The organism is Kitasatospora sp. NPDC032121 (assembly GCF_055580145.1).
Window position 1 is genome coordinate 128,668 of sequence record NZ_JBVILX010000019.1, and the last position, 17,167, is coordinate 145,834.

General features: G+C 73.4%; 17 protein-coding genes. 11 read left to right on the forward strand and 6 right to left on the reverse strand.

All coding sequences use genetic code 11. The features are described from left to right. Positions 1-10: 10 nt before the first annotated feature. Positions 11-754 carry a VOC family protein gene (locus ACZ5OX_RS33080; protein ID WP_465635192.1) on the reverse strand — a complete coding sequence of 248 codons (744 nt, stop codon included), beginning with the start codon at positions 752-754 and terminating at the stop codon, positions 11-13. 241 nt (positions 755-995) lie between these two features. On the opposite strand from ACZ5OX_RS33080, the gene ACZ5OX_RS33085 reads away from it, so the two are divergent. Continuing rightward, positions 996-1,874, forward strand: coding sequence for a sulfurtransferase (locus ACZ5OX_RS33085; protein WP_465635164.1), 879 nt, complete (start codon positions 996-998; stop codon positions 1,872-1,874). Between the two features lie 56 nt (positions 1,875-1,930). Here the strand turns inward: ACZ5OX_RS33085 and sepH are convergent, their stop codons facing one another. Then, positions 1,931-3,010, reverse strand: coding sequence for a septation protein SepH (gene sepH / locus ACZ5OX_RS33090; RefSeq protein WP_449793408.1), 1,080 nt, complete (start codon positions 3,008-3,010; stop codon positions 1,931-1,933). A gap of 517 nt (positions 3,011-3,527) precedes the next feature. Here sepH and ACZ5OX_RS33095 point away from each other — a divergent pair. Next, positions 3,528-4,415 carry a hypothetical protein gene (locus ACZ5OX_RS33095; protein WP_465635167.1) on the forward strand — a complete coding sequence of 296 codons (888 nt, stop codon included), beginning with the start codon at positions 3,528-3,530 and terminating at the stop codon, positions 4,413-4,415. 3 nt (positions 4,416-4,418) lie between these two features. On the opposite strand, the gene ACZ5OX_RS33100 is transcribed toward ACZ5OX_RS33095, so the two are convergent. Together ACZ5OX_RS33100 and ACZ5OX_RS33105 are read right to left on the reverse strand one after the other, a co-directional pair. Continuing rightward, the gene (locus ACZ5OX_RS33100) at positions 4,419-5,741 is read right to left on the reverse strand and encodes a D-arabinono-1,4-lactone oxidase (protein WP_465635169.1); all 1,323 of its coding nucleotides are present in this window, start codon (positions 5,739-5,741) and stop codon (positions 4,419-4,421) included. A 104-nt stretch (positions 5,742-5,845) separates the two neighbouring features. After that, positions 5,846-7,114, reverse strand: a complete 1,269-nt coding sequence (locus ACZ5OX_RS33105; protein ID WP_465635171.1) for an MFS transporter — start codon at positions 7,112-7,114, stop codon at positions 5,846-5,848. Positions 7,115-7,246: 132 nt separating this feature from the next. Between ACZ5OX_RS33105 and ACZ5OX_RS33110 the strand changes: the two genes are divergently transcribed. Then, positions 7,247-8,389 (forward strand): ferrochelatase, encoded by a 1,143-nt coding sequence (locus ACZ5OX_RS33110; RefSeq protein ID WP_465635173.1) that lies wholly within the window; start codon positions 7,247-7,249, stop codon positions 8,387-8,389. A gap of 101 nt (positions 8,390-8,490) precedes the next feature. Continuing rightward, complete coding sequence (locus tag ACZ5OX_RS33115) at positions 8,491-9,309, forward strand: inositol monophosphatase family protein (protein WP_465635175.1); 819 nt, start codon at positions 8,491-8,493, stop codon at positions 9,307-9,309. 162 nt (positions 9,310-9,471) lie between these two features. On the opposite strand, the gene ACZ5OX_RS33120 is transcribed toward ACZ5OX_RS33115, so the two are convergent. Next, positions 9,472-9,657: a hypothetical protein gene (locus ACZ5OX_RS33120; protein WP_030057688.1), complete on the reverse strand. Its 186-nt coding sequence runs from the start codon at positions 9,655-9,657 to the stop codon at positions 9,472-9,474. A 442-nt stretch (positions 9,658-10,099) separates the two neighbouring features. On the opposite strand from ACZ5OX_RS33120, the gene ACZ5OX_RS33125 reads away from it, so the two are divergent. From ACZ5OX_RS33125 to ACZ5OX_RS33140, 4 genes are all read left to right on the forward strand, one after another. Beyond that, entirely contained in the window at positions 10,100-10,753 is a 654-nt protein-coding gene (locus ACZ5OX_RS33125) for a response regulator transcription factor (RefSeq protein ID WP_030057689.1), read from the forward strand. Positions 10,754-10,826: 73 nt separating this feature from the next. Next, the gene (locus ACZ5OX_RS33130) at positions 10,827-12,125 is read left to right on the forward strand and encodes a sensor histidine kinase (protein ID WP_449793402.1); all 1,299 of its coding nucleotides are present in this window, start codon (positions 10,827-10,829) and stop codon (positions 12,123-12,125) included. A gap of 237 nt (positions 12,126-12,362) precedes the next feature. Beyond that, positions 12,363-13,346 carry an acyl-ACP desaturase gene (locus tag ACZ5OX_RS33135; RefSeq protein ID WP_449793401.1) on the forward strand — a complete coding sequence of 328 codons (984 nt, stop codon included), beginning with the start codon at positions 12,363-12,365 and terminating at the stop codon, positions 13,344-13,346. Positions 13,347-13,818: 472 nt separating this feature from the next. Next, positions 13,819-14,118 carry a DUF4193 domain-containing protein gene (locus ACZ5OX_RS33140; RefSeq protein WP_030285479.1) on the forward strand — a complete coding sequence of 100 codons (300 nt, stop codon included), beginning with the start codon at positions 13,819-13,821 and terminating at the stop codon, positions 14,116-14,118. A gap of 268 nt (positions 14,119-14,386) precedes the next feature. On the opposite strand, the gene ACZ5OX_RS33145 is transcribed toward ACZ5OX_RS33140, so the two are convergent. Beyond that, the gene (locus ACZ5OX_RS33145) at positions 14,387-14,836 is read right to left on the reverse strand and encodes a DUF3093 domain-containing protein (protein ID WP_402416375.1); all 450 of its coding nucleotides are present in this window, start codon (positions 14,834-14,836) and stop codon (positions 14,387-14,389) included. Between the two features lie 85 nt (positions 14,837-14,921). On the opposite strand from ACZ5OX_RS33145, the gene ACZ5OX_RS33150 reads away from it, so the two are divergent. From ACZ5OX_RS33150 to ACZ5OX_RS33160, 3 genes are all read left to right on the forward strand, one after another. Further along, positions 14,922-15,551 (forward strand): PaaI family thioesterase, encoded by a 630-nt coding sequence (locus ACZ5OX_RS33150; RefSeq protein ID WP_465635178.1) that lies wholly within the window; start codon positions 14,922-14,924, stop codon positions 15,549-15,551. Further along, the gene (dut, locus tag ACZ5OX_RS33155) at positions 15,548-16,015 is read left to right on the forward strand and encodes a dUTP diphosphatase (RefSeq protein WP_224282986.1); all 468 of its coding nucleotides are present in this window, start codon (positions 15,548-15,550) and stop codon (positions 16,013-16,015) included. The genes ACZ5OX_RS33150 and dut overlap by 4 nt, the downstream gene beginning before the upstream one ends. 69 nt (positions 16,016-16,084) lie before the next feature. Beyond that, a complete protein-coding gene (locus tag ACZ5OX_RS33160) occupies positions 16,085-16,888 on the forward strand; it encodes a DUF3710 domain-containing protein (RefSeq protein ID WP_465635180.1) in 804 nt (267 codons plus the stop codon). The last annotated feature ends 279 nt before the right edge of the window (positions 16,889-17,167 follow it).

Below are 17,167 nucleotides of genomic sequence, written 5' to 3' on the forward strand. Positions count from 1 at the left end.
GTCCCGGGGTCTAGGGGAGCACCTCCAGTACGGAGAAGTGCCCGCCCTGCGGGTCGGCCAGCCGGGCGGCGCGGCCGCGGGCGGTGTCCTGCGGTTCGACCAGGACCCGGCCGCCGAGTTCGACGGTGCGCCGGGCGGTCAGCGCGGCGTCGCGGACCGCGAAGTGGGTGCGCCAGCGCGGCGGGTGGCCGCGCAGCTCGGCGCGGTGCCGGATGCCGGCGACCGGCTGCCCGTGTACCAGCAGCGCGCTCTCCTCCGGGGTGGAGCGGACCGGGCGGTCGAGCACGGTGGCGTAGAAGGTGGCCGCGCCCGGCGCGTCGGGGGTGAGCAGTTCGGCCCAGGCCGGGGCGCCCGGTTCGCGCCCGGCCTCCCGGCCGAGGTGCTCCTCGCCCTGCCAGAGGCCGAAGACCGCGCCGGAGACGTCGGAGGCGATGGCCATCCGCCCGGCACGCTCGGCCTGGAGCGGCCCGACGGCGACGGTGCCGCCGCACGCGCGGACCAGTTGGGCGGTGCGGTCGGCGTCGTCGACGGCGAAGTAGGTGGTCCACTGCACCGGGAAGCCGGTGGCGGTGGAGACGCCGAGGCCGGCCACCGGCGCCCCGTCGAGCTCGGCCCGGACGTAGTCGCCGAGTTGGCCCGGCCCGGGGGTGTACGTCCAGCCGAGCAGGGCGCCGTAGAAGGCGCGGGCGCCGGGCAGGTCATCGGTCAGCAGGCTGACCCAGCAGGGCGTGCCCTGGGCCAGTCGGAGTTCCACCGCGGGCAATGCGGGCCTCCTCGTGGGTGGTTGGCGCACGGAAATCCTCGGGCGCGAGGGTGATGCTTCCACCCTGGCGGGCGCCCAACCCTCGGGCCGCGCGGAAAGTCCGGCAAAGACCCCACAAAGAGCGGTGGTTCGGGCGTGTCGCTGCGGATTCCGTCGGATTCCGGCGGTCGGACCACGACTGCGAGCCGGATGTCCCGCCGCCGGACACCCGCGCTGCGCGACAATGGCCGCCATGACCACCACCTACAACGACGGTTCCCCGCTGATCTCCGCGGCCGGGCTGCGGGAGGCGCTGGCCTCCGCGCTGCCGCCGGTGCTGCTGGACGTGCGCTACCAGCTGGTCGGCGCCGCACCGGGCGGCCCGACCGCGGCCGAGGAGTACCGGGCCGGTCACCTGCCGGGCGCCCACTTCGTCGAGCTGGACCGGGACCTGGCGGCCCCGCCCGGTGCCCCCGGCCGGGGTGGGCGCCACCCGCTGCCGGACCCGGAGGAGTTCGGCGCGGCGATGCGCCGCTTCGGGGTGAGCGCGGGGCGCCCGGTCGTGGTGTACGACGGCGCGGCCTCGATGGCGGCGGCCCGGGCCTGGTGGTTGTTGCGCTGGGCCGGGCACCGGGACGTGCGGGTGCTGGACGGCGGCTTCGCGGCCTGGCGGGAGGCCGGGCTGCCGGTGACGGCCGAGCTGCCGGAGCCCGCGGAGGGCGACTTCAAGCCGGTGCCGGGGCAGCTGCCGACGGTGGACGGGGACGGTGCCGCGGCCTGGGCGCGCGGCGGCCTGCTGCTGGACGCCCGGTCCGGGGAGCGCTACCGGGGCGAGGCCGAGCCGGTGGACCCGCGGGCCGGGCACATCCCGGGCGCGGTCTCGGCGCCGACGGCCGACAACGTGGGCCCGGACGGCCGGTTCCTGCCGGCGCCCGAGTTGGCCGCCCGCTTCCGGGCGCTGGGCGCGGGGGAGCGGGAGACCGCGGTGTACTGCGGTTCGGGCGTGACGGCGGCGCACCAGATCCTGGCGCTGGAGGTGGCGGGTCTGCCGGCCACGCTGTACCCGGGCTCGTGGAGCGAGTGGTCTAGCGACGAGGCGCGCCCGGTGGCGGTCACCGGGCAGCCGGGCTGATCCCCGGGTACGCCGAAGGGGCGGGAGGCCCGGCCTCCCGCCCCTTCGGCGTCCTGCTACTCCTGCTTCTTGCGCCGGCTGCCGAAGACGATCTCGTCCCAGCTGGGCACGGTGGCCCGGCGCCCGGGCCGGACGCCGTCCGCCTCGGCCTGCCGGTCGGTGGTGCCGACCAGGCGCTCGCGGTGCGGGGCGACGGCGCGCGGCATCAGGATGTCGGCGTAGGCCGAGCCCGCGCCGACCGCCGGGGCGGCCGTTGCAGCCGGTTCCTCGCCGTCCTCGGCGACCTCGGCGGGTACCGGTTCGATCGAGGCGGGGGCGCCGACGGCGAGGTCGCCGCGGAAGGCGGGGACCACGTCGAGCAGGCTGGTCAGCGAGTCCCGGGACTCGGCGGTGGCCTCCCGCGACTCGCGGACCTCGCGGGCCGACATGATGCGGTCGGCCGAGGGCCGGTCGATCATCGGGCGGGGCGGCCGGTCCTGGGGGAGCCGGGCGATCCGCGGGATGAACGGGAAGACCGACTCCTCCTCGCGCTCGACGTTCTCGCCGATCAGCGCGCGGGCCTCGTCGTCGTTGGGCTGGACCAGGCGCCGGGGCGGGTCGTACGTCCACGACGCGCTGCGGCCCTCGCCGTCGGCCCGGTAGGAGAGGATGACCTCCCAGGTGCCGTCGTCGCGCCGCCAGGAGTCCCAGCGCTCGGTGTCCTTCTCGGCGCCGCGCAGCGCGAGCCGCTCGGCCACGGCCTCGCCGAGCTGCGGTCCGGGGGACTCGCCGTTGCGGCGGATGGCGGTCTTGCGGGCGCGCTCGGCCATGAAGGCGCGCTCGGCGAGCACCGGGCCCTCGAAGCGGCGGACGCGGTCGACGGAGATCCCGGCGGCCTGGGCGACCTCCTCGGCGGAGGCACCGGCTCGTATCCGGGCCTGGATGTCCCGGGGGCGCAGATGGCTCTCGACCTCGATCTCGATCTGGCCGAGGCGCGGCCGGTCGCCGCGGATGGCGGCGCGCAGCCGCTCGTCGATGGGAAGGGTGTACTCCGTGCTGTCGGCAGCCTTGAGCACCAGCCGTGTGCCGTCGTTGCTGACGGCCACAACCCGCAGTTCGGGCACGGTTACCTCCCGGGTGGTGCCTGCCGACGTCACCTGCGTCGCTGCTCCCGTACTGAGTGTGGCCTGCCCACTCGCGACTGGCCACAACCTTGCTGAGTTCCCCGGCGTGTCGGGCTTACGCCCGCGCACGCCGCTGTGGCACGGTTGCCTTTTTGCCACGCCATCCGTCGACGTCGCGCCTGGGTGTCCCGGCCGTCCTCGCACGCGCAGTGAACGCGACGATCCGGGACGGGCGTCGCCGTGCGTGCCCGTTCCGTGGCTCCTCGTCAAGCTACCGGTGTAGACGTAGTCGACAAGTCGACCCAAGGCTCGGGCTTTACGAACAGTACTCCATTCGTGGCATCCAGAGGGGCGGCTCGCCGCTCAAGTCTCCCGCGATTCACGGGAATCTCAAGAGCGCGCTCCCCTAATGGCGGACCACCGCCGGATGGACGGTGATCATCTTCACACAATCCCGGTGCGAAGAACCGCATTTTCGCCCCTTGTGTCCTTCTTTGGGCAAGATGGAGAGTCTTGTTCGAAGAACAGTCGCATGGACCGAGGGATGTTGATGCCGGAGCGGAGCCCCGCCGAGGAGGGCGGCAAGGCCAAGGAGGAGCGCAGGCGCATCGATCTGAGTGTGGCTCAGGTCGCGGCGAGTGCGCTGGCCACGGTGGTGGGGGCGCTGCTGGCCTCCGAACTGGGGGTGTACGGCACGATCCTGGGCGCCGCCGTGGTGAGTGTCGGCGCCACCACCGGCAGCGCCGTGTTCCAGCACATCTTCAAGCGGACCGGCGAGCAGCTGCGCGAGGCGGTGGACCGGGGGCCGAACCAGGCCGCCAACACCCTGCGCCAGGTGCCGGTGGAGGCCGAGCGGCCCGGGACGCGGGCGCAGCCGCCGGTGATCACCTCGGAGTGGAACGAGCCGCAGGTGGTCCGGGCGCGTCGGCGGTGGGGCTGGAAGACGTACGCGGCGGTGTCCGGGCTGGTCTTCGTGCTGGCGATGACGCCGATCCTGGCGTTCGAACTCGCCACCGGGCAGCCGGTGTCGGCGACGGTCAAGGGCGGATCCGGCAGCGGCACGTCCTTCGGCGGCTCGGTGGCGCCCAAGTCCTCCCGGCCGCAGGACGCCCCGGCGGACCGGCCCTCCCCGGGCGGCCGGCCCGGCCAGGGCGGCGCGCCGTCCGGCGGCGCCTCGGCCCCGGCGACCACCGGGCCGAGCCGGGAGCCGGGCGACACGCCGGGCACCGGCGCGGGGTCGGCATCGCCCTCGGCGGGCCCGAGCGCGACCCCGTCGGCCGGCGCCTCCCCGTCGGCGGGTGGCGGCAGGCCCACCGGCGGGGCGAGCCCGCAGCCGCCGGCGTCGGGCGACGCGCCGGCGAAGGACCCGGCGAGGGATCCGGTGAAGGAGCCCGCGAACGAACCCGCGAAGGCCCCGCCGGCCGCCGACACGCCGTAGGCGCTAGGCGCCCAGCACCCGGCGCAGGTAGTCGTTGCCGAACACCCGCTGCGGGTCGACCTCGTCGCGCAGCGCGGTGAAGTCGGCGAAGTGCGGGTAGACGCCGGCCAGGTACGCGGCGTCGCGAGTGTGCAGCTTGCCCCAATGCGGCCGTCCCTGATGGGCGGTCATCAGCTGTTCGACGCCGGTGAAGTAGCCCTGGTCGGCGGTGCCCCGGTAGAGGTGGACGGCGATGTAGGCGCTGTCCCGGCCGGAGGCGGTGGAGAGCCAGAGGTCGTCGGCGGGGGCGAAGCGCACCTCGACCGGGAAGCTGACCTTCCAGTCGGAGCGCTCGACCAGGGCCTTCAGTTCGCGCAGCACCTCGCCGACGGCCGCGCGCGGCACGGCGTACTCCATCTCCACGAAGCGGACCTTGCGCGGGCTGGTGAACACCTTGTACGCGGTGTCGGTGAAGCTGCGCTCGGACCAGGCCCGGCTGGCCAGCGAGGCGATCGAGGGGATCGAGCCGGGGAAGCGCCGGCCGACCCGGCAGGCGCCCTCCCAGACCGTGTTGGAGAGGAAGTCGTCCTCCAGCCACTCCTTGAACCGGGGCAGTGGGGCGGCCGGGCCCTGGCTGCGGTTGTTGCGCTTGGTGGAGCAGCGGTCGGTGTGCGGGAACCAGTAGAACTCGAAGTGCTCGTTGACGGCGGTGAGGTCGTCCAGGCGTTCCAGCACCTCGTCGAAGCCCATCGGCTGCTCGTGTGCGGTGAGCAGGAAGGCGGGCTCGACGCCGAAGGTGAGCGCGGTGATCACGCCGAGGGCGCCGAGCCCGAGCCGCGCGCCCTGGAAGAGCCGGGGGTTCTCGGTGGGGGAGCAGTGCCGGACGGTGCCGTCGGCGAGGACGATCTCCAGGGAGCGGATCTGGGCGGCCAGCGAGCCGGAGTCGCGGCCGGTGCCGTGGGTGCCGGTGCTGGTGGCGCCGGCCACGGTCTGGACCTCGATGTCGCCCATGTTGGTCAGCGAGAGGCCCTCGGCGGCGAGGACCCGGTTGAGCCGGTGCAGCGGGAGGCCGGACTCGACGGTGATGGTGCCGGCCTCGCGGTCGATCCCGCGGACGGCGGTGAGCGCGTGCGGGCGGATCTGGACGCCGTCACCGGCGGAGGCGATCGAGGTGAAGGAGTGGCCGGAGCCGACGGCCTTGACGGTGCGGCCCTGTTCGGCGGCCCGCAGGATCTCCTTGGCCAGCTCCTCCACGGTGCCGGGGGCGGCGGCCCGGGCGGGCCGGGCGCTCTGGTTGCCGGCCCAGTTGGTCCACCGGGTGGGGGTCGCGGTGCTGGCCTGGGGCATTGCGCTGCCTCCTGCTCCGTGGCCGAACGGGTCGGCGCGGTCGGGGGCGGCGCGGCCGCCCTACCCACAGGTAGCCCCGTGGGTAGGGCGAGAGACTAGTCAGTTCACCGTTCGGCGTCTACGGTCCGTTCGGCCTCCTGGACGGCCGTCTCGGCGCCGGGTGCGGCGGCCAGTCCGGCGCGCAGCCGGCCGAGGCCGGCGAGGGCGGCGACCACCCCGAGCAGGCCGGCGGCCAGCGGCACCCAGTAGCCCGCGGCGGCGCCGGAGGCGTCGACCACCCAGCCGGCGGCCGAGGAGCCGACCGCGACGCCGAGGGCCAGGCCGGTGGTGGTCCAGGTCATGCCCTCGGTCAGCTGGGAGGCCGGGACGAGCCGTTCGACCAGGGCCATCGCGGTGATCAGGGTGGGGGAGATGGCGATGCCGGCGATCAGCAGCGCCGCGCCGACCGCGACCAGTCCGCCGATGCCGTGCACCGCGTGGGCGACCAGCAGCAGCGGAACCATGCTGACGGCCATGAACAGGACGCCGCCGAGGAAGCGCACCGCCATCGAGCCGGTGAGCTTGAGGGTCCCGAAGACCACCCCGGCCAGGCAGGAGCCGAGCGCCCACAGGGCGAGGATCACGCTGGAGATCGACTTGTGGCCCTGGGCCTCGGCGTACGCGACGGTGACCACCTCGACCGAGCCGAAGATCGCACCGGTGGCGACGAAGGTCACGATCAGCACCTGGAGGCCGCGGTTGAGGATCACCGAGCCGCCCTCGTGCCGGGCGGCCGGGTGGATCGGCGGCTCGGTGGAGCGCTGCCCGGCGAACAGCAGGACGCCGACGGCGAGGAAGATCCCGGCCAGCAGCACGCCGGCCTCGGGGAAGACGGAGGTGGCCAGGCCGATGGCGAGGATCGGGCCGACGATGAAGCAGACCTCGTCGACCACGGCCTCGAAGGAGTAGGCGGTGTGCAGCTTGCCGGTGTCCTCGCGGTAGAGGTGGGCCCAGCGGGCGCGGACCATCGCGCCGGTGCTCGGCATCACGCCCATGCCGGCGGCGAAGACGAACAGCGTCCAGTCCGGGGCCTCCAGGCGGGCGCAGAGCAGCAGGCCGGTGACCGCGACGACGGTGATCGCCATGGCGGGGACGATGATCCTGCGCTGGCCGTGCCGGTCCACCAGGCGGGAGACCTGCGGGCCGAGGACCGCGGCGGAGATCGCGAGGCAGGCCGAGACCAGGCCCGCCACCCCGTAGGAGCCTCGGAGCTGGGACAGCATGGTCACGATGCCGATCCCGGTCATGGAGATCGGCAGGCGGGAGACGAAGCCGGTGGAGGAGAAGGCCAGAGTGCCGGGGGAGGCGAATATCTGGCGGTAGCTGGACAGCACGGGAGCTCCGGGCAGGGGGAGTAAGGAACAAGGCTGGCAAACACAGCTTACGTACGTTGGCAAACGGTATTTTCCGGACGCCCGCGCGGCCCCGGGGACGGCACCCGCCCCCTCAGTGGCAGGATCGGTGCCATGTCCGACGCGCGCAAACCCTCACCGTCCGGCGCCGCCCCGTACGACGCCCTGCTGCTGCTGTCCTTCGGCGGGCCCGAGGGCCCCGAGGACGTCGTCCCTTTCCTGGAGAACGTCACCCGCGGCCGCGGCATCCCCAAGGAGCGGCTGAGGGAGGTGGGCAAGCACTACTTCATGTTCGGCGGGGTCAGTCCGATCAACGGGCAGAACCGCGAGCTGCTCGCCGCGCTGCGCAAGGACTTCGCCGAGAACGGGCTGGGCCTGCCGATCTACTGGGGCAACCGGAACTGGGCGCCCTACCTGGTCGACACCCTGCGCGAGCTGGCCGCCGACGGCCACCGCCGGATCGCCGTGCTCGCCACCAGCGCCTACGCCGGCTACTCGGGCTGCCGCCAGTACCGGGAGAACCTGGCCGACGCGCTGGCCACGCTGGCCGAGGAGGGCGTGCCCGTCCTGCGGGTCGACAAGCTGCGGCACTTCTACAACCACCCCGGCTTCGTCCAGCCCATGATCGACGCCACCCTGGCCGCCCTGGACCGGCTGCCCGAGGCCGTCCGCCCCGGCGCCCGGCTGGCGTTCACCACCCACTCCATCCCGGAGACCATGGCCGAGAGCTCCGGCGCCCCGGACGACCCGGCCCGCGGCGAGCCCGGCGGCGCGTACGTCGCCCAGCACCTGGACGTGGCCCGGCTGATCGCCGCCGCGGTGGCCGAGCGCACCGGCGTGGCCGACCGGCCGTGGGAGCTGGTGTACCAGAGCCGCAGCGGGGCCCCGCACATCCCGTGGCTGGAACCCGACATCTGCGACCACCTGGAGGCCCAGCGGGCCGACGGGGCGCCCGCCGTGGTGATGGTCCCGATCGGCTTCGTCTCCGACCACATGGAGGTCAGGTACGACCTCGACACCGAGGCCGTCGCCAAGGCCGCCGAACTCGGCCTGCCGGTGGCCCGCGCCGCCACCGTCGGCGCCGACCCCCGGTTCGCCGCCGCGGTGCGCGAGCTCGTCCTGGAGCGGGCCGCCACCGAGCGCGGCGAGCCGGTGGCCCGTTGCGCCCTCGGCGCCCTCGGCCCCAGCCACGACGTGTGCGCGGTGGCCTGCTGCCCCAACCCGCGCGCCCCGCGTCCGGCCGTCGCCGAGCGCTGACCGCCGGCTCCGCCCGTCCCGTCCGTCCCGCCGGACCTGCCGGCCCCGCCCGTCCCGCGGCCCCCGTCGTCCCGTTGTCCCGTCGCCCCGGAGGAGAACCCGTGCCCACCCCCGCCCTGCCCGACGACCGGCTCCTCGACGACCTGCTGGAGGTCGCCCTGGACGCGGCCCGGCAGGCCGGCGCCCTGCTGCGCGACGGCCGGCCCGCCGACCTCGGCGTGGCCGGCACCAAGTCCAGCCCGGTCGACGTGGTCACCGAGATGGACCTCGCCTCCGAGAAGCTCGTCCTGGAGCTGATCACCGACCGCCGCCCGGAGGACGGTTACCTCGGCGAGGAGGGCGCCGAGCGGCCGGGCACCAGCGGGGTCCGCTGGGTCGTGGACCCGCTCGACGGAACGGTCAACTACCTCTACGGGCTGCCCTCCTGGGCGGTCAGCGTGGCCGCCGAGGTGGACGGCCGGGCGGTCGTCGGCGTGGTGTACGCCCCGGTCCGCGGCGAGCTGTTCCACGCCGTCCTGGGCCGTGGTGCCCGCCTCGGCGGCCGCCCGCTCTCGGTCCGCCCGGCCCCGCCGTGGGGCCAGGCGCTGATCGCCACCGGCTTCAACTACGTCCAGTCGGTGCGGGTCCGGCAGGCCGAGGTGCTGCTGGCGCTCATGCCGGAGGTGCGGGACGTCCGCCGGGCCGGGGCGGCCGCGGTGGACCTGTGCGACGTCGCCGCCGGGCGGCTGGACGGCTACTACGAGCGCGGCCTGGCCCCCTGGGACCGGGCCGCCGGCTGCCTGATCGCCACCGAGGCCGGCGCCCTGGTCGGCGGCCGCCCCGGGCACGGCCCGGACGGCGAGCTGACCGTGGCCGCCGCCCCCGGGGTGTACGAGCCGCTCCAGGAGCGGCTGGCCGCGCTGCGCGCCTGGGCGGACTGACCGGTTCCGCCGCGCCCGCCCGCGGAGCCACGGGCGCGGCGCGGCGAAACCGGACATGCGAAGAGCCCTGACACACGGGGAATGTCAGGGCCTGGGTTTCGCACGGCCCCCGCAGGGCCGCTGGTGCCGGAGATCCGGCGACGGGTCGGTGTACCGGACGGGTCAGGCAGCGGTGCGGTGGCGCTCCAGCACCGTGTCCACGCCGTGCTCGGCGGCGAGTCGGCGGAGGTCGTCCAGCTCGGACTGCTCCACCTCGGCGAGGAACTCGTCCCCGGCCTCGATCGCTCGGTGCAGGTCCTGCTCGGCGTTGGCTATGCGCTGCAGGATTCCGGCCTTGAAGGCGTCCATACGGGCCCCCTTACTGTGTCGGACGTGCACGGTCGTGCGCTCTCCGCCCTGAGGAGGTCCAGCCGGTGAAAGCACCCAAGCCGGAAGGTGGTGAATCTCCGGACGGGGTGCGGAGCGGCCACGGACCGCTCCCGGTGATGTCCCAGCCCCAGGGCCGGCGCGGATGAACGCACGGCGGGTGGGTGCGACCGGCCGTCAGCCAGATCGCGGGTGTGCAGCTGTCCTCCCCGCCCCCGAGGCCGGGAAACCTCCCGGCGGAAGAAAGTTGCCTGTGTCACAGTCCAAGCGGAGTGGTGCGGATGCGAACGGTCACCACCGGGGACCCGGGGGCCGTGCCCGTGGGGCAGCTTATCGCTGCTTTACCGCCGGACCAGGCAGGATGGAGGCACCGTCGGAGCCGTGCGTCCGCTTCCGGGGCCGGCCTGGAGAAGGGACAACGACCGTGCGGGTTCTCGTCGTCGAGGACGAGCAGCTGCTTGCCGAGGCCGTCGCGACCGGCCTGCGCCGCGAGGCGATGGCCGTCGACGTGGTGTACGACGGGGAGGCCGCGCTCCAGCGCATCGCGGTCAACGACTACGACGTCGTCGTCCTGGACCGCGACCTTCCGCTGGTCCACGGGGACGACGTCTGCCGCAAGGTGGTCGAGCAGGGCCTGGCCACCCGGGTGATCATGCTGACCGCCTCCGGCGACATCAGCGACCGGGTCGAGGGCCTGGAGATCGGCGCGGACGACTACCTTCCGAAGCCGTTCGCCTTCAGCGAACTCGTCGCCCGGGTAAGGGCGCTGGGCCGCCGCGCGACCATCCCGCTGCCCCCGGTGCTGGAGCGCGCCGGCATCTCGCTCGACCCCGGCCGGCGCGAGGTGATCCGCGACGGACGCACCGTCCAGCTCGCCCCCAAGGAGTTCGCCGTCCTGGAGGTGCTGATGCGGGCCGGCGGCGCCGTCGTCTCGGCCGAACAGCTCCTGGAGAAGGCCTGGGACGAGCACACCGACCCGTTCACCAACGTCGTGCGCGTCACCGTGATGACGCTGCGCCGCAAGCTCGGCGACCCGCCGGTGATCGTCACCGTGCCGGGCTCCGGCTACCGGATCTGACGACCGGAGTCCGCCCACCCCGCGACTCCCCGCCGCGAGCGCCCGCCCCGGCGGACGCCCCGAGAGGACCATCATGACCACCCCGCCCCCGGCCGGCGGGCCCTCCGGCGCGCCCGCCGGCGGCCCGCGCGCCGTCCCGCCGAAGCCCCTGGCCCCGCCGAGCGTCCACCGCCCCGGGCACTACGTCCCCGGCGACGGCATGCTCGCCTGGCTGCCCTTCCGCCCCACCATCCGGATGCGGCTCACCCTGCTGTACGGCGGGATGTTCCTGATGGCCGGCGTCGTGCTGCTGCTCCTGATGTACGTGTTCTTCCAGGACGCCGTCTCGTACCTGGCCCCGCGCCAGCTGCGCTTCGACAACTACATCCAGGTCACCAGCCCCGACGGGGCCGTCCGCAACATGAACAGCGCGGACTTCAACCAGTGGCAGGCCGCCGACTACCTGGCGCGCTCCGACTCCGCGCTCAACACCCTGCTGCGCAAGTCGCTGACCATGCTGGTCTGCCTCGCCGTGATCGCCTTCGCGGCGGGCTACGCGATGGCGGGACGGGTGCTGCGCCCGCTCGGCCGGATCACCCGCACCGCCCGCGACGTCGCCTCCTCCGACCTGCACCGCCGGATCGAGCTGGACGGCCCGGACGACGAGCTCAAGGAGCTCGCCGACACCTTCGACGACATGCTGGACCGACTGGACCGCTCGTTCGACTCCCAACGCCGCTTCGTCGCCAACGCCTCGCACGAGCTGCGCACCCCGCTGGCGATCAACCGCACCCTGCTGGAGGTCCAGCTCTCCGACCCGGCGGCCTCACCCGACCTCCAGCAGCTGGGCAAGACCCTGCTGGCCACCAACGAGCGCAGCGAGCAGCTGGTCGAGGGCCTGCTGCTGCTCGCCCGCAGCGAGAACGCGCTGACCGACCGGCGCCCGGTGGAGCTGTCCGAGGTGGCCACCCGGGCGCTGGAGCAGACCCGGGGCGAGGCCGAGAAGCGCGAGGTCGAGCTGCGCGCGAAGCTCGATCCGGCCGTGGCCGCCGGCAACGGCGTGCTGCTGGAGCGGCTCGCGCTCAACCTGCTGCAGAACGCCGTCCGCTACAACTCCCCGGGCGGCTGGGTCGAGCTGGCCACCACCGCGGTGCCCGGCGGCGGCGAGCTGGTGGTCTCCAACACCGGCCCGGTGGTGCCCGGGTACGAGCTGGAGCACATCTTCGAGCCGTTCCGCCGGGTCAAGGGCGCCGACCGCACCCGCAGCGACAAGGGGGTCGGGCTCGGCCTGTCCATCGTCCGATCGGTGGTGCGCGCCCACGGCGGCACCATCGAGGCCACCGCGCGCGCCGGCGGCGGCCTCACCATGAGGGTCCGCATCCCCTCTCCGTAAGGGTCCAACGCCCCTTCCGCAGGCGACCGTTTCCAGCCGCCCCCGTCAGGTCCGTCAAGAAGACATAAGGCCTGGCGGGGGCGGCTTGTCATTTCCGGCCCGATCAACTTACGGTGTCGTAACCTACGCAACCGTAGGTGAATCCGTCGGCAGCCCGCCGTCGGGTGCGAAAAGACGTGTCCCCATCCAGCGCGCCGTGCCCGTCCCCGCGCGTGCCGTCCCCTCAGGAGCAAGACCGTGACCATCGCCCCTGTGCAGAGCAGCTCCCCGCTCGTCGCGAGCGGCTGGACCGACGCGCGGCTGATCCTCGCCCTCGAAGAGGTCGTCGAGAAGGAGCTCAACCGCCACCTGGGCGTGGCCAGGGAGTGGATGCCGCACGAGTTCGTCCCGTGGAGCCAGGGCCGCGACTTCGACGGCGTGCTGGGCGGCGAGGCCTGGTCGCTCGAGCAGTCCCAGGTGACGGCCGTGGGCCGGGTGTCGCTGGTGGTGAACCTGCTGACCGAGGACAACCTGCCCAGCTACCACCACGAGATCGCGACCATGTTCGGCCGCGAGGGCGCCTGGGGCACCTGGGTGCACCGCTGGACGGCCGAGGAGGGGCGCCACGGGATAGCGATCCGCGACTACCTGCTCGCCACCCGGGCCGTCGACCCGGTGGAGCTGGAGCGGGCCCGGATGAACCACATGTCGGAGGGCTTCGAGTCCGACAACGCCCACAGCATGCTGCACTCGGTCGCGTACGTGGCCTTCCAGGAGCTCGCGACCCGCATCGCGCACCGCAACACCGGCAAGTACGCCGGCGACCCGCTCTGCGAGCAGCTGCTGGCGAAGATCGCCAACGACGAGAACCTGCACATGGTCTTCTACCGGAACCTCCTGAAGGCCGCCCTGGAGATCGCCCCAGACCAGGCCATGCGGGCCGTCGCCGACGTGGTCACCAACTTCCGGATGCCCGGCCACGGAATCCCCGGTTTCGAGCGCGCCGCCGCGCAGATCGCCCTCGGCGGGGTGTACAACCTGCGCATCCACCACGACGACGTGCTCCAGCCGGTGCTGCGCCACCTCAAGGTGATGGAGATCGGCGGGCTCGGCCCGGAGGGCCTGCTGGCGCAGAACGAGCTGGGCGTCTTCCTGGACGGGCTGGACGGCCAGGCCCGGAAGTTCGAGGAGCGTCAGGCCGCCCTGCTGGCGCGTCGCGCAGCCCGGAAGAACGCCGGCTGAGGCGCCGCACCGAACGGTCGGACTGGGTGGATTTTCCGCGGTTTGCCCTGGAAGATTCTTAACGTGACCAAGCTCACACCGTGTCGCTCCGCGATTTCGGGCGACCTCGGAGAGTTATCACCCCATCAGGGGTGTCGATCGCCGTCCGTGACCGGATTCCGACCGCCGGCCGGTCCACGGGATCGGTCGGCATCCCTGGTGGGCAAGGGATTTCACAGACGCATGCGGCTGCCGCGCTCACTGTGCGTGGTCGGTGCGCCGGGCTCGGGAAGGGCTGACGATGGCCCAGCGTGAGGCCTTCCGCAGCCCCGGGGATCACCCCGATGGAGCCCGGGCTGAGTGTCGATTGAGTAACAGGGCTTGAAGTAAGGCAAAATCTCCGCCTCGGGTCGGGCACAAGACCGGCCCCCCATGCGTTACGTGCGCTGGAGATACCGCACACACCGCACAACCCGGAGGGGGAGAGCGAAAAATGGCAACCGACTACGACACCCCACGCAAGACCGACGACGAGCTCAACGAGGACTCCATCGAGGAGCTCAAGGCTCGGCGGAACGACAAGGGCGGCAGCTCTGTCGACGTCGACGAGTTCGACGCCGCCGAGGGCATGGAGCTTCCCGGCGCCGATCTCTCGAACGAGGAGCTCGCCGTCCGCGTCCTGCCGAAGCAGGCCGACGAGTTCACCTGCATGAGCTGCTTCCTGGTGCACCACCGCAGCCAGCTCTACAGCGAGAAGAACGGCAACCCGATCTGCCGGGACTGCGGCGCCTGAGCACCGCGGCGGACAGGGCCCGGTGCCCGCGGCTGCGCCCGCGGGACCGGCACACCGCTCCTTCCGGCCCCGGGCAGCGGGGCCGGACGGCAGATCCGGGAACCGTCCGGTCGGACGGGCCCGGGAGGACGGAGTCGGCCGGCACACCGGTCAGGACAAAGTCGTAGGGACGGTCCCGCAGCAGCGGAACCGTCCCTCTCCGTTTGTCCGGCCCCTTCCGGCCGGCTCGTGCCGGGGCCGGCCGGCTCTCGTCCGGCCCGGGCCCGCCTCAGGTGCGGGCGCCGCGCCGGGCGTCCTCCAGCGCCTCCGCCAGCTTCATCGGCGAGCGGGTCGACAGATAGAGGTACGGCGTCGGGTCGGCCGGGTCGGTCACCTCGATCCGCAGCGCCGTCGGGACGTAGCTGCGCAGCAGCATGAAGGCGCGCGGATCGGCCTTCGGGCCGCGCCAGGCCGCCGCCTCGGCGGGGCTCAGCGCCTGCGCGCCGCCGAGCGCGTCCACCGGGATCCGGGCCGGGCCGGCCACCAGCGAGCCCTGGACCACGCGGATGCGGGCCGAGCCGTAGCTGCTGATCGCGACCGCGCCGGCGGCGATGCCCACCACCAGCCCGATCAGCGCGGCCGGACCACTGACCCGGATCAGGATCAGCGCGAGCGTGAGACCCACCGCGACCGGGAGCAGCCACCAGGAACGCGGCACCGTGAGGCGTTCGTCGTACATGCCCTCCATTGTGGTCGCCCTGACGTCCGGCCCGGGACGCCACCCCCACCGGAGGGCCCACTACCCCTGGGTAGGGTTGGACCCCGTGACCGGTACGACAGCCCCCAGCACCCCCACCGACCGGCCGGCGCCCGCCACACCGCCGACCCCGACCACCCCGCCGCCGGACGCCGTCCTGCCGGAGCGCCACCCCCAGGCGCCCGCCCCCGGCACCCGGCTCGGCTCCCACTACGAGCACTGCTTCGGCTGCGGCCCGCAGCACCCCGGCGGCCTGCGGATCGACGCGGTCGCCGGCGAGGGACTCGACGTGACCGCCGAGTTCACCGTCCGCGACGCCCACCAGGGCGGCCCCGGCCTGGCCCACGGCGGGCTGCTGACCACCGCCATGGACGAGACCCTCGGCACGCTCAACTGGCTGCTGCACGCCCCCGCCGTGACCGGCCGGCTGGAGACCGACTTCCTCTCCCCGGTGCCCGTCGACTCGGTGCTGCACCTGCGCGCCTGGATCACCGGCGTGCACGGACGGAAGATCTACAGCGCCGCCGAGGCGCGGATCGGCGGTCCGGACGGGCCCGTCGCGGTGCGCGCCCAGGCCCTCTTCGTCCAGGTGAAACTGGAACACTTCACCACGCACGGTCGTCCCGAGGACATCGAGAAGGTCCTCGATGACCCGGATCTGATGAAGCGCGCACGAGCCTTTGAGGTGAACCCTTGAGCGACACCCCCCGCCCGCAGCTGGACGTCCTGATCAAGCGCATCGACCCCGAGCTGCCGCTGCCCGCGTACGCGCAGCCCGGGGACGCCGGTGCCGATCTGCGCACCACCGTCGACGCCGAGCTGGCCCCCGGCGAGCGGGCCGTGCTGCCCACCGGCGTCGCGATCGCTCTGCCGGACGGCTACGCGGCCTTCGTCCACCCCCGGTCCGGGTTGGCAGCTCGTTGCGGCGTTGCCCTCGTGAACGCCCCGGGGACGGTCGATGCCGGGTACCGTGGAGAGATCAAGGTGATCGTCGTCAATCTGGACCCGCACGAGGGGGTCAGCTTCCGCCGAGGGGACCGGATCGCCCAGCTGGTCATCCAGCAGGTCGAGAAGGCCCGCTTCCACGAGGTGGAGGAGCTGCCTGGGTCGGCACGCGCCGAGGGCGGGTTCGGGTCGACCGGCGGCCACGCCGCGGTCTAGCATGCCCGCGGCCTCGCAGGAAGCCGAGCAGGTATTCGCATCGGTCTTGGACCGGGAAGGACAGTGACCGTGTTCCGTCGTCGCCAGAAGAGCGAGGACGCTGTCGAGCAGCTCGCCGACGACGCCATCAGCGCCGACGAGACGGCCGATGACGTCGAAGGTTCCGCCGAGAGCGAGAACGTGACCGAGCTGGACCCGGCCGACAAGGTCGGCCTGCCGCCGGCCCCGCGGCCGGACGGTCCGTGGGACCACTCCGAGCTGGAGAACCCCGAGGAGGGGCGGGTCGATCTCGGGGGTCTGCTGGTCCCCGGCGTCGAGGGCATGGAGCTGCGCGTCGAGGTCGCCGGTGACGCGATCGTGGCCGCCACCCTCGTGCTCGGCAACAGCGCCATCCAGCTCCAGGCCTTCGCCGCCCCGAAGTCGGAGGGCATCTGGGGGGAGGTCCGGGAGGAGATCGCCAACGGCATCACCTCGCAGGGCGGCCTCATCGAGGAGGAGGAGGGCCCGCTCGGCTGGCACCTCCGCGCCCAGGTCCCCGTACAGCTGCCGGACGGCACCCAGGGTGTGCAGCTGGTGCGGTTCGTCGGCTGCGACGGTCCGCGCTGGTTCCTGCGCGGTGTGATCTCGGGCCAGGCCGCGGTGCAGCCGGAGATGGCCGGGATCCTGGAGCAGGTCTTCCGCCAGACGGTCGTCGTGCGCGGCGAGTCCCCGATGGCCCCGCGCGACCCGATCGTGCTGAAGCTTCCCGAGGACGCGCAGATGGTCGCCGACGGTGGCGGGGCGGCCGCTGCCGCCGGTGAGGGCGACAGCCGCTTCGGCGGCGCCTCGCTCGACCCGTTCGCGCGTGGCCCGGAGATCACCGAGGTCCGCTGACCGACTCCGGCCGGCCCCGATCCGGCCGGCTCCGATCGGCATCGATCAGCACAGATCGCCCCTGCCCGGGAGCCCGGGCAGGGGCGATTTGCATGTGGCGGGTCCGTCCCCGTACAGTTCCGGAGTCGCCGCGGGAGACCGGGGCGACAAAGCGGAAAGCGAATCCGATGAATGAAACTCCGGAAAACGGAGCGGAAAACATCTGATAAGCTGGAAACACGAAAGAACGAAGCCCGGAGGGCCCGCTGGAAGGCGGTCCGAAGGAAGCGTCCGTTCCTT